The following is a 13,735-nucleotide window of genomic DNA, read 5'->3' on the forward strand; positions in this document are numbered from 1 at the left end:
CTGTCGCTTAGCGGCTGCAAATCTAAAACCTTTTTTCAATATAAAAAAATAAAATTTTAATTATTTTTTTAAACCTCCAAATCTTAAATCTAACCAGCATTTTAAAGAACTCTCACCAACTAATCTATGACCTATGCCCCATTCGTTAGCGGCTGCAAATATACAACCAACTTTCATTCCCACAAGCCTTTTTGCAACCTTTTTTTAATCTTTTTTTTGCCCTTTCCTTACACCCCTTGTTTTGAAGCGTTTACAACTAGAAAAAATCTTAGTAAAAAATTAAATACTCCTGTAAAAGCTAAAACTTTATACAGGGATTTAATAACTTAATATAGTATCCTATGTAGAGGAACTTAAAAATCAAAATAACTTTTAGTATTGTAATATGAGATATTCTCTATGAGCTTTCCGAAAAAGCCCATATCATTTGGAAGTTCCCCTTTTTCAATTTGACTACCAAATAAATCACACAAAACTCTTCTATAATATTCGTGACGAGTAAATGATAAAAAACTCCTACTATCAGTCAACATACCAAGTGACCTACTTAAGAGTCCTAAACTAGATAAAGCTTTCAAGTTTTTTTCAATCCCATCTTTTTGATCTAAAAACCACCAAGCAGCTCCCCATTGCATTTTACCTGGAGATCCTCCTGAAGCAAAATTACCCATCATCGTAGCAAATACTTCGTCATATGCAGGATTTAAGTTGTATACAATAGTTTTAGCTAACTTTTCTTCGTAATCTAACTGATTCAAAAATTTAGATAATTGTTCAGCCATAGTATAATCCCCTATAGAATCACAACCAGCATCGGCACCAAATATTTCAGTTAATCTATTATTATTATTCCTAATGACACCTAAGTGGTATTGCTGTGCCCACCCTTTTTCGTGATATTTTTTTGCCAGAGTCAAAAGCATAAATGTTCTATACTTTGCTATTTCAATTTTAGATAATTTAATACCTAGCAAAAAACGAGAAAAAATTCCAGTTACCTCTTCTTCAGAAGCATCTTCAATTATCAATTCGCCAGAAACCCCATAATCAGATAATTTACAACCTACCGAATCGAAAAACTCTATTCTATTGGATATAGCTTTCAATAAACTTTTCAAACTTGTAATTTGAACTCCAGAGGCTTCTCCTAATTGTGATAAGTAGTTCTTAAAATTATCAGTATCAATAAAAAATAAATTATCAGACCTAAATGTTGGTAATACTTTGGTGAAAAAATCACCATTGGCAATTTGGATATGATACTCTAGAGAATCCGTAGGATCATCCGTGGTACAGACTAACTCTACTTTCATATCTTCTAATAACTGCGCAGGTGTCTTTTTTTCAAGAATCAGATTACATTTTGCATAAATAGCTTCCGCATTTGAAGGCTGAAGCACTTCATCAATATCGAAATACCTTTTTAACTCTAGTTGATTCCAATGAAACAATGGGTTTCCTACAGTAAAAGGAACGGTCTCTGCCCATTTCTGAAATTTTTCTTGCTTTGGAACTTCACCCGTTACAAATTTTTCATCTATACCGTTGGCTCGCATTGCACGCCATTTGTAGTGATCTTCAGAAAGCCAAGCATCTGTAATATTATTGACAGGTTTGTTTTCTGCAATTTTCTTCGCAGACAAATGATTGTGATAATCAATAATAGGCATCTTGGCAGCAAAATCAAAATACAATCTTTTTGCGGTTTCAGAATTCAAAAACAAATTCTCTACATCCATTTTTGTATTTTTTTCAAACTCCATACTACAAGCTTTTTGCAATCCCGAACTCTAAACCTCTCAATTCAGCCAAACCTCTTAATCTACCGATTCCTGAATAACCTGGATTTGTTCTCTTTGATAAGTCATCTAACATTTGATGCCCATGATCTGGTCTCATAGGAATCATTGCATCTTTTCTACCTTCAGATTTTCTTCTTTTTTCTTCAATGATTGCTTCTTTAATTACAGCATACATATCTACATCTCCTTCCAAGTGATTTGCCTCATAAAAGTTACCAGCTTCATCTCTTTGTGTACTTCTTAAATGTAAAAAGTGTACTCTATCTGCGAACCTCTTGAAGATTTGAACTAGATCATTATCTGCTCTTACTCCTAATGATCCTGTACAATAGGTAATTCCGTTAGAAACATCAGGAACTTGTTCAAATATATAGGCGTAGTCTTCTTCAGTACTCACGACTCTAGGCAAGCCTAAAATTTGATATGGAGGGTCATCTGGATGAATACACATCAACACTTCATTTTGTGAAGCAACAGGTATGATTTCTTTTAAAAAAGCGACTAAGTTTTCTTTTAATTTTTGAGCATCAATATCTTTATAGGTATCTAAGATTGTTTGAAATTGCTCAATTGTATAACCTTCTTCTGCTCCAGGAAGTCCAGCTATAATATTTCTAATCAACTTTTCTTTATCAGCTTCAGACATAGCTTCAAAAACTTTTTTGGCAGCACTTATCTGTCGCTCAGTATAATCTTTTTCAGCATCTGGTCTTTTTAATAAAAACAATTCAAATGCATCAAATTCTGCAACATCAAAACGCAATGCTTTCGAACCATCTTCTACTTCGTACTCTAAGTCCGTTCTTGTCCAATCTAAAACTGGCATAAAGTTATAACACACGATATGAATGCCACAGCTCGCAAGGTTTTTTATACTTTCCTTGTACCTTTCTATATACAATTCAAAATCACCTGAACGTGTTTTGATATTTTCATGTACAGGAATACTCTCAACAACAGACCAAGTAAGTCCAGCTGCTTCAATCACATTTTTTCTTTCTTGGATTGCTTCCTTTGTCCAAACTTCTCCATTAGGAATTTGGTGCAAAGCAGAAACTACTCCTTTAGCACCCGCTTGTTTTATATCCGATAACTGAACCGGGTCATTCGGTCCGTACCATCTCCATGTTTGTTCCATCTATTTTCATTTACACACCACTAAATGCACTAAATCCTCCATCAATAGGAATTACAACTCCCGTTATAAATTTAGAAGCATCTGTACATAAAAAATGGATTGCTCCATTCAATTCATCCGCACCTCCAAAACGTTTCATCGGTGTATTTTGAATAATTGTTTTCCCTCTATCAGTATATGTTCCGTCTGAATTTGTTAATAATGCCCTGTTCTGATTCCCAATAAAAAAACCAGGTGCGATTGCATTAACCCTCATTTTATCACCATATTTTTGAGCTAATTCTACCGACAACCATTTTGTAAAATTATCTATTGCTGCTTTAGAAGCGGAATACCCCATTACTCGTGTGATCGCCCTTTCGGCAGCCATTGAGGATACATTAATAATTATTCCTTTGTTATTTTTTGCCATTGTTTTACCAAAAACCAAAGATGGAATGATACTACCAAACAAATTTAAATCAATTACCTGTTTGAACTGTTCAATATCAACATCAAAAACTGATTGATCTGGAGCTACAGTCGCACCGGGTTTATTTCCACCTGCAGCATTTATTAGCACATCAATTTTTCCATACTTAGAAATAATTTTTTTTGACACACTTAATAAACTAGCTTCATCAACAACGTTACACACATAACCTTTAACTTTTGAACTTATCTTTTTTAAGTCATTAACAGCCTCAAGTAATGGTTCTTTTTTATAATGTAACAAAACTACAGTAGCCTGATTTTGCAAAAGATATTTTGTTATCCCTCCTCCCAAAACACCGCAGGCTCCGGTTATTAGTATTACTTTGCTGTTTAAATCAAATAAATTCATTTTGAATACCCTGTTTTTTTGTGTGCCCACACGAATATATACATATTGCACGATTTAAACAATAGTTATATTGTATTTTTTATCATTAATTTTCTAACAACCATTCGAACATTTTTGCAAGCGCATGTTTTCTAACCAATTTTGGTGACAAAAACAAATCATGCACTCCATCTTCAATTTCAATTAATGTAACATCACTACCTAAATACGGTCCTCGTTCTTTCATATGCTTGATATCTAAAACTGTATCCGAGCGTTTTACTAGTTCTGAATGTGATTTTGGAACAAATGATTGATTCGAATGCAATAAGAGAATCGGAACATGTATTGACGATTTTCTTAACCTGCGCTGTGCAGAAACTATAGCAAGAAACCATTTAAAATAAACTGGATAACCCTTGATTGGTTTTAACCTTAAATCAAAATCCCATTCACCAAAATAATTTTTATGCATACTTTCTGCATAAATAGGTGAAAGTCCTTTATTGCTTTTTCCGTATGGAATCAGCTTCGACAAAGGTTTTAAGCCGAAATACATAAGATTTGTAAGCCACAAAGGTTGTGCAAATTCTAAAAACGGAGAATTCAGAAGTAATCCCTTCACTTTGTATCGCAAATCTCCGGAATTCATGTAGGACAATGTAATTAACCCACCTGTAGAATGCCCTAATAAATAAATTTGTTCATTTGTTTCAAGAATAATTTGCAATGCTTCTGTTATTTCTTGAAAATATTCCTCTATGGCTTCACAATAATTTGGTTTATGATGCTCTTTTAAAGACCGACCATACCTTCTCAAATCCAAGGCATAAAAATCGAATTTGTGTTGATGAAACTCTTCGCACACATGAGGATGAAAAAAATAATCAATATACCCATGTATGTACAATACAGCCTTGCTCCTTTTTTTATTCTGCTTAGAAGATACGAGCGTGGCAAAAATCTCACCATCATCTTCGGTACCTAATGGAATTTTTGTTTCTAAAAAATCCTTTTCTAAATCCACAATTGTTTATTTTGACATAAAAATATAGAATTTTAAAAAGAAAAAAGCCTCAAAACAAATGTTTTGAGGCTTTTGCGGTCTGGACGGGACTCGAACCCGCGACCCCCTGCGTGACAGGCAGGTATTCTAACCAGCTGAACTACCAGACCGTTGCTGTTAGCGGTTGCAAATCTACACTCTCTTTACGGATTTCACAAACTTTTTTAGTAAAAAAACACGCTACATTTTTAAAAACAAGACTCCTTATTTTTAGAACTCTTATTTACAGTCAATTACTATGCTAACTATTAAAGTTTTCTTCGACAATTTTTTTTATTTTCGAATTTAATGATGTCATCGCGTTGTAACTCGTATGCTCAAGTATGATAATTACTAATTCTTGCTCTGGATATTGAATTAATCCTGTGCTAAAACCGTTCCATTTTCCATAGTGATAAATTTTATCATCTCCACGATTATCAATTCTAAACCCAAACCCATAAGGTATTTTTCTACCATATTTGGTTTGACCTTTTTCATACATCATTTTTAGAGAACGTTCAGAAACTAAGAGTCCATTGTTCAATCCGTATATCCATTTATACATATCTTCTACATTCCCATAGACATTTTTATCACCAACAATCGCATCGTTAACCGTACCCGGAATACTAATATGACGCCAGCCTCGATACAAGCGATACCCTTTGAGTTGATGCTGACGAATGGTATCTTTTTTGAAACTATAGATATAAGAATTTTTCATACCTAATGGCTCAAATACATATTCCTGAACAAAATCGGCATATGGCAAACCGCTTACTTTTTCAACGATAGATGCTAAAACAAAATATCCGGTATTTGAATAATCAAAATTTCTACCTGCACTAAAGAAACGATTCGTATTCGTTTGTTCAAGAAGCGACATCATTTCTAAATTTGTAGGAGGTTCTTTTTCATCCCATTTATGTTCTGCAACCCAAAAATAATTAGGCAAACCAGCAGTGTGAGTTAACAAATGTTTTATCGTTACATCTTTGTAAGGGAAATCAGGAAAAAATTGCGTTACTGAATCTGTTAATTTTATTTTTCCTTCTTCATACAATAACATGATCGAAGTTGCTGTAAACTGTTTACTTACTGATGCCAATTGAAATGCTGATTTTTCATGCAGCAATTTTTTCTTTCTAAAATCAGCGTATCCTATTTGATTCTTATAAAGAACTTTATCTCCTTTAGCAACCAATACTGCCCCATGAAAATCATACCTCTTATGCACTCTCTTTAAAAGAGAATCCATTTTTTTCTGAACAAGCTTCGCATTTGCGCCTTGATGCATTTGAACAACTACTTCTCTACTTGTTTCTATTGGTAACACAGTATCCTTTTTCTGCTCAGGTAGCTCATTCTGGGTATAATGCGCTGTACGACCGAACACTACCATCAAGATAACACCTACTCCGACAAGAATACTAAGAAGAATTATTTTTTTCAAGACAGCTAAAAATAAATTAGCCTGCAAAATAGTACTCTCTTGTGGTATTACAAAAAAAATGCTCCTTTTAACATTATTTTATTTGCAGATAAATTTAGAATATCGAAGCAAAACTTATTGCAGTATTCCAATAATTTTAACATGATTTCCGTTTGCTTCTGTTATTTTTGTATTATGGATTTTACATTACAATCGGCATACAAACCTACAGGAGATCAACCGGAAGCAATACAACAATTGACTGAGGGTATATTAAACGATGATAAATATTTAAATCTTTTAGGGGTAACTGGTTCTGGAAAGACATTTACTGTTGCCAATGTAATAAAAAACATCAACCGGCCAACTTTAGTGCTAGCACACAACAAAACACTAGCGGCACAACTTTATGCTGAGTTCAAAGAATTTTTCCCGAATAACGCAGTAGAATATTTTGTTTCGTATTACGACTACTATCAACCTGAAGCGTATATTCCTTCAAGTGGTGTATTTATTGAAAAAGATCTTTCAATAAACGAAGACATCGAACGTTTGCGAATCAGTACTTCGTCAGCATTGTTATCAGGACGAAGAGACGTACTCGTCATTGCCTCTGTATCGTGTTTATATGGTATCGGGAATCCTGTTGAATTCAAGAAAAATGTAATTACCATCGAACAAGATCAAGTTCTAGCTAGAACAAAGTTCTTACACATGCTAGTTACAAGTCTTTATTCTAGAACAGAAACTGAAATAAAAAGTGGAAGTTTTAAAGTAAAGGGAGACACTATTACTATATATCCATCGTATGGAGAATACGCTTATCGTGTACATTTTTTTGGAGATGAAATTGAGGAAATTGAATCTTTTGATGTTGAAAACAACACAGTAATAGAAAAATTTGAGACCTTAAATATTTATCCCGCAAATTTATTTGTAACATCACCAGATATACTTCAAGATGCTATCCATCAGATTCAAGAGGACATGGTCAAACAAGTTTCCTATTTTGAAGAGATAGGAAAACCTTTAGAAGCGAAACGCCTAAAAGAAAGAACAGAGTTTGATTTAGAAATGATTCGAGAACTGGGATATTGCAGTGGTATCGAAAATTATTCGAGATATTTAGATGGACGAGCTCCAGGTACACGGCCTTTCTGTTTATTAGATTATTTTCCAGAAGATTATCTGATGGTAATTGATGAAAGTCACGTTACAATACCACAAACTCATGCGATGTATGGCGGAGATAGATCTCGAAAAGAAAATTTGGTTGAATTTGGTTTCCGATTACCTGCTGCGATGGACAACCGTCCGTTGAAATTCGAAGAGTTTGAAGAAATTCAAAACCAGGTTTTATACGTGAGTGCTACACCTGCCGACTATGAGCTTGAGAAAACAGAAGGTCATTTTGTGGAACAGGTAATTCGTCCTACAGGTTTGTTAGATCCGATAATTGAAGTTCGACCTAGTTTGAATCAAATTGATGACTTAACAGAAGAAATTCAGCAACGAATAGAAGTTGACGAAAGGGTTTTGGTTACTACTTTAACAAAAAGAATGGCAGAAGAATTGGCGAAATTCTTAACGCGAATTCAAATAAGATGTAGGTACATTCATTCAGATGTTGATACGCTTGAACGTGTGCAGATACTGCAAGACTTGCGAAAAGGATTGTTTGATGTATTGATTGGGGTAAACCTATTAAGGGAGGGGTTAGATTTACCTGAAGTTTCTTTGGTAGCCATTGTTGATGCCGACAAAGAAGGTTTTTTACGTTCGCATCGTTCGCTTACCCAAACCATTGGTAGGGCTGCAAGAAATGTCAACGGAAAGGCGATTATGTATGCAGATAAAATCACAAAAAGCATGGAGCTTACCATATCTGAAACCGCAAGAAGAAGAGAAAAACAAATTGCTTACAATACAAATAACAACATCACACCGAAACAAATTAGTAAAAAACTAGAAAGCGCATTACTTCAAAATCAAGGGACCTCTTATTCTTCAATAGATGAAAATATAGCCGCAGAACAAGATTTAACTTATTTATCGAAAGGTGAAATAGAAAAACGCATCCAGCAAAAAAGAAAGGAAATGGAGACTGCTGCGAAAAATCTCGATTTTTTAGTTGCTGCAAAGCTACGAGACGAAATTAAAGAGCTCAAGAGTAAATTATAAAACCGTACCCTGAGCTTGTCGAAGGGCACGGTTTTATAATTCAGGGCACAATTTTATATTTTACAAGAAACCACCTCCAGAGGCTTCGTTCTTGTCTCTTCTTTTTCTTTTACGTGCTTTATTTTTTCCTCCACCAAAATTATACATAAAACCTAAAAACACCGTTCTGCTCTCCCAGTTAAACTGCCCGTATTGTGGTATAGGTTTGTCTGAAGTAAACTTGAATTTCATTCCCTTAAAAATATCATTGAAATTTAAGGTAAGTGTTCCTTTTCCTTTCAAAATATTATAACTAGCTCCTGTATTTACCATCCACATTGGGTCAACATTGAATTGTATCGACTGCCCCCCACCTCTGTACATCGCGAACAATTGAAGTCTCAAATTTTTTGTGGCAGTGAAATTATTGTTGATCCTAAAATTAAACGCATTGTTTTGCACTTCAATCAATTCATTGTTCGCTACACCACTCTCTTTTTGTATATACAAATCCATACTCGCATTCAATCGCCACCAATTTGCAAAAGCATGATTGCTCGAGAACTCAAAACCATAACGGTAGTTTGTATCTGCGTTGATATAAGAAAGTTCTAACTTATCTTCATCGAATTCATCAATGTTCAAAATTCGAGTAATATTATCATTTACTTGACGCAAAAAAGTACCAGCTGTAAAAGAACCTTTTTCGTATTGTCTCGTATAATTTACTTCAAAAGAATTTGTGAACTGAGGTCGTAATTCAGGATTACCAATCGATGTAATCAAAGGAGTACTCCATTGTCGAATCGGATTTACCTGTTGAATTCCCGGTCGATCCACTCTTCTGCTATAACTAAACTGGTATTGATTTTTTTCGCTCGGTTTGTAAGTGAAAAATGCTGAAGGATATACCGTAAAAATTTGATCTGTATATTTTTCGTTTTCTTCTGATTGATTAAAATCACCTCTAACTTCATAATTTTCAACGCGAGCACCTAATTGTACAATTAATTTTTCGAACTGTCGATTGTAATTTACGTATGCAGAATAAATATCTCTATCGTAAGAAAACGAAGAATTTCCTATCGGTGCTGTTTCATACCAAGGGATCAACTGACCATCATCAATGATGGTTTTAGGAATTCGATTGCCATTTTCATCGTATACAAAATTGTGTTGCGTTGTATTTAAACTATTACTGATTCTATCAAAACGCGCCTCTAAGCCCAACTCTAATTTTGCAGTTTTCGAGAGCGGTTTAGTATAGTCTAAATTATACAAATCTGTCCCTTTGTCGTTTACTACATAATCGTGATAATTTCTGGTCATGTCATAGGGCTTTACACTTTCTTCAAAAAGTGCATCTTCTATCCTATCGTATGTAGATAAATTTGCTTCAATTTCTAATTTCTCACCTTCTTCATTAAAATCAATTGTATAATTAAAGTCATACGCTTTAGAATCACCCGTATTATCATTATAAGAAGGACTGTTTGATTCTATAGCTCCAGTAATTAACGTCGTAGAAACCTGTGAATCATCTGATTTATTTTGTGTAGTATACACAGAAAAAGTGTGCTTATCATTGATATATACATCCGCCCCAACTTTTAGAATATGATTGGCATATTTCGATTCAAAATTAAAATCTTGACGAATGCTATTGTCATTTCTTAAGACTATTCCATAATTAGAATTGTCTCCATTATTATAACCATAATTTCCAAAAAAATTGACCCTCCCTTTTTTAAAGTTCATGTTGGTAGAATAATTATATCTAGGATTCACACCATAAGTCAAACCCGTGTTGATTGATCCATTAAAACCAATATTTGCATTTTTATGAAGTATGATATTTATAATACCACTCATGCCTTCTGGATTGTATTTTGCTGAAGGGTTTGTTATCAACTCAATACTTTTGATGGAAGTAGATGGTATTTGCTTCATTAATTGCGCTGCGGGTATATTCGTAGGTTTTCCATCTACTAATATCCGTACATTTTCATTTCCTCGAAGACTAATATTCCCAGACTGACTATCCACAGAAACCGATTGCACATTATTTAAAAGCACATCTGCAGTCGCACCAACTGAAGTCAAGTCTTTTCCAACATTAATTACTTTTCTATCTATCTTTTGTTCAACTGTTGATTTCTCTGCTACCACAACAACTTCCTCTAACTCAGCACTTGTTTCTTTTAAAAACAATTTTCCTAAATCATGTTTTCTGTTCTTTTTAGAAATCATCAATTTCTTAGATATTGATTCAAAACCTATAAAAGATACAACCAACAGATAAGCGCCATCAGGAATTTTCTTTAATTCAAACTGTCCTTGGTCATCTGTTATCGCTCCGGTAAATGATTTTCCACTTTCATCTTGCAACTCCACACTCACGTAAGGCAATGGCTGTTGTGTATTCTCATCAATTACCTGTCCGAACACCTCACCAGAAACAATCTCATTCGCAAAGCCATAGACCGAACTCAACACGATTGCTAATAGCACTATTTTAAAATTTTTCATCATTCTGTAGTTAGTTTTACAGGACAAATATATAAATTAAATAGTACTATGCAAAACAAAGTACTATTTATTGTTTTTTGCATCCCTAAAAATAAGGAGCAATAAATTCACTTATTAATGACGATTGTGCACAAAGCTATAATGATCTATTTTTACATGAAGTAAGAGTAATTAAATGGTTATTGTAAAAAACGGATGGAATAACGCCCCTTAATGTTCATCCGTTTTTTTACTCTTAAATTTTGAACTACAAAAAGATTAGATATTTTAAATTAGTAGTCGGTTAATTATTTCGGTTGGTAGCTTTTTCTAAAAGTTCCAACCGATTTTTAATAAAAAACCCCTTGAACAATGTTCAAGGGGTTTCGTTTTTTATATAAAAGATCTTTATAAAGCTTCACCAAGCTCTTTCAATCTTTCTGTATTTTCAGCTAGTTTTAATTCATCAATAATCTTATGAATATCTCCATTAATTACATTCGATAAATCATACAATGTCAATCCGATTCTGTGTTCTGTAACACGTCCTTGTGGATAGTTGTATGTTCTAATTTTTGCAGATCTATCTCCACTAGAAACCAACGAGTTTCTTTTTAAGGCATCGGCTGCGAGTTTTTTCTCTAACTCTTGCTCATACAAACGAGAACGCAATACTTTCATCGCCTTGTCTTTATTTTTATGCTGTGATTTTTGATCTTGACATTGTGCTACCAATCCTGTTGGAACGTGCGTCAAACGCACTGCAGAATAAGTGGTATTTACAGATTGACCACCAGGTCCAGAAGAACAAAAATAATCGATACGAATATCACTCATCTTCATATCAATATCAAATTCTTCAGCTTCTGGCAACACCATAACAGTAGCAGCAGAGGTATGAACACGACCTTGAGTTTCTGTTTGAGGAACTCTCTGTACACGATGCACACCAGATTCAAACTTCATATCACCATAAACATCTGCACCGGTAATACTAAAAATTATCTCTTTAAACCCACCTGAAGTCCCTTCGCTAATATCCTCTACTTCAACTTTCCAGTTTCTATCTGAACAGTATTTCGTATACATTCTATACAAATCACCAGCAAAAATACTCGCTTCGTCTCCACCTGTACCTGCACGTATTTCTACGATCACATTTTTAGCATCTTCAGGATCCTTCGGAATCAACATAAATTTAATTTCTTCCTCTAATTTTGGAATTTGAGCATTTGCCTCATCCAATTCCATTTTAGCCATTTCTACCATTTCTACATCAGAACCATCTGCAATGATTTCTTTTGCTTCTTCGATATTGTTCAATAGCTTTTCGTACTCATCAGCTTTTTCAACAATCTGACCTAAATCTTTATATTCTTTATTAAGCTTTACATAACGTTTTTGATCCATGATAATATCAGGCTGAATAATCAAATCTGATACTTCATCATAACGTTGCTTAAATATTTTAATCTTATCTAACATCTATACTTTCTTTTCTTGGATTGCAAATTTACATTTTTTATCTGGTTATTTTCAGATACCAAAAAGACCAGTGTATACACTGGTCTTCCATTATTCTCTCTAATTACTAATAAATAAATTCTCCGAACTCACTTTGAATTGTCAATTTATTAGACGCTGCGGCTTCTACTCTACCCACAATTTTTGCATCTACATTAAAACTTTTAGAAATTTCGATAATATCATTTGCAATCTCTGCAGGCACATAAATTTCCATTCTATGTCCCATATTAAATACCTGATACATTTCTTTCCAATCGGTACCAGATTGCTCTTGAATTAATTTAAACAAAGGCGGAACATGGAACATATTGTCTTTGATGACATGCAAATCTTTAACGAAATGTAAAATTTTAGTTTGTGCTCCTCCACTACAATGCACCATTCCGTGAATTTGCTCTGGCGTAAATTTACTCAAGATTTCTTTTATGATAGGCGCATATGTTCTTGTCGGAGACAGCACCAATTGCCCTGCATCTATCGGAGAATCTTCAACTGAATCTGTCAATTTTACTTTTCCTGAATACACTAAATCTTCTGGAACCGCTGCATCAAAACTTTCAGGGTATTTTTTGGCCAAGTAATTGTCAAACACGTCATGTCGAGCAGATGTCAAACCATTACTTCCCATACCTCCATTATATGATTTTTCATAAGTTGCTTGTCCAAACGACTCTAAACCAACGATAACATCACCTGGTTTGATATTTGCATTGTTCACAACATCCTTTCTTTTCATTCGTGCAGTTACCGTAGAATCAACGATAATTGTTCGAACCAAATCCCCAACATCAGCCGTTTCACCTCCTGTAGAATGAATCTCTACTCCAAACTCTTTCAACTCTTGCAATAATTCTTCGGTACCGTTGATAATCTGTGAAAGCACTTCACCAGGAATCAAATTTTTGTTTCGACCAATCGTAGATGATAATAAAATATTATCTGTTGCTCCGACACATAGCAAATCATCAATATTCATGATTAACGCATCTTGGGCAATACCTTTCCAAACAGAAATATCACCTGTTTCTTTCCAATACATATAGGCCAAAGACGACTTTGTACCAGCTCCATCAGCATGCATGATTAAGCAATATTCTTCGTCACCTGTTAAGTGATCTGGTACTATTTTACAAAATGCTTGCGGAAACAATCCTTTATCAACATTTTTTATAGCATTATGAACATCTTCTTTTGAAGCCGACACACCACGTTGGCTGTACCTTTTACTCGTTTCTGAACTCATTGTGATTTCTTTGAATTTGAAAAACGCAAAGTTACTTATTTGTTGTGAATTTTTTATCAATTGAGATAACTTTAT

The 13,735-nt window shown here is 34.1% G+C and carries 9 protein-coding genes and 1 tRNA gene; 1 reads left to right on the forward strand and 9 read right to left on the reverse strand.

Features of this window, described 5'->3' with window-relative positions; genetic code table 11:
- Positions 1–353: 353 nt before the first annotated feature.
- The 6 genes from uxaC to F6P99_RS00030 all read right to left on the reverse strand — a co-directional run bounded on the left by uxaC (position 354) and on the right by F6P99_RS00030 (position 6,243).
- Positions 354–1,763: a glucuronate isomerase gene (gene uxaC / locus F6P99_RS00005; protein ID WP_152285396.1), complete on the reverse strand. Its 1,410-nt coding sequence runs from the start codon at positions 1,761–1,763 to the stop codon at positions 354–356.
- A gap of 1 nt (position 1,764) precedes the next feature.
- The gene (uxuA, locus tag F6P99_RS00010; protein WP_152285397.1) at positions 1,765–2,940 is read right to left on the reverse strand and encodes a mannonate dehydratase; all 1,176 of its coding nucleotides are present in this window, start codon (positions 2,938–2,940) and stop codon (positions 1,765–1,767) included.
- Positions 2,941–2,950: 10 nt separating this feature from the next.
- Entirely contained in the window at positions 2,951–3,763 is an 813-nt protein-coding gene (locus tag F6P99_RS00015; protein WP_152285398.1) for an SDR family oxidoreductase, read from the reverse strand.
- An 85-nt stretch (positions 3,764–3,848) separates the two neighbouring features.
- Positions 3,849–4,769, reverse strand: coding sequence for an alpha/beta hydrolase (locus F6P99_RS00020; protein ID WP_152285399.1), 921 nt, complete (start codon positions 4,767–4,769; stop codon positions 3,849–3,851).
- Between the two features lie 75 nt (positions 4,770–4,844).
- Positions 4,845–4,918, reverse strand: a tRNA-Asp gene (locus tag F6P99_RS00025).
- Between the two features lie 131 nt (positions 4,919–5,049).
- A complete protein-coding gene (locus tag F6P99_RS00030; RefSeq protein WP_226912973.1) occupies positions 5,050–6,243 on the reverse strand; it encodes a serine hydrolase domain-containing protein in 1,194 nt (397 codons plus the stop codon).
- 174 nt (positions 6,244–6,417) lie between these two features.
- Between F6P99_RS00030 and uvrB the strand changes: the two genes are divergently transcribed.
- Complete coding sequence (gene uvrB, locus F6P99_RS00035; protein WP_152285400.1) at positions 6,418–8,403, forward strand: excinuclease ABC subunit UvrB; 1,986 nt, start codon at positions 6,418–6,420, stop codon at positions 8,401–8,403.
- Between the two features lie 60 nt (positions 8,404–8,463).
- On the opposite strand, the gene F6P99_RS00040 is transcribed toward uvrB, so the two are convergent.
- From F6P99_RS00040 to F6P99_RS00050, 3 genes are all read right to left on the reverse strand, one after another.
- On the reverse strand, positions 8,464–10,914 hold the full coding sequence (locus F6P99_RS00040; RefSeq protein WP_226912974.1) for an outer membrane beta-barrel protein: 2,451 nt from the start codon (positions 10,912–10,914) through the stop codon (positions 8,464–8,466).
- Positions 10,915–11,298: 384 nt separating this feature from the next.
- A complete protein-coding gene (prfA, locus tag F6P99_RS00045; protein ID WP_152285401.1) occupies positions 11,299–12,375 on the reverse strand; it encodes a peptide chain release factor 1 in 1,077 nt (358 codons plus the stop codon).
- 106 nt (positions 12,376–12,481) lie between these two features.
- Positions 12,482–13,660, reverse strand: a complete 1,179-nt coding sequence (locus tag F6P99_RS00050) for an AIR synthase related protein (RefSeq protein ID WP_152285402.1) — start codon at positions 13,658–13,660, stop codon at positions 12,482–12,484.
- Positions 13,661–13,735: the final 75 nt, after the last annotated feature.

This window comes from Flavicella marina (assembly GCF_009193215.1).
GTDB lineage: Bacteria > Bacteroidota > Bacteroidia > Flavobacteriales > Flavobacteriaceae > Flavicella > Flavicella marina.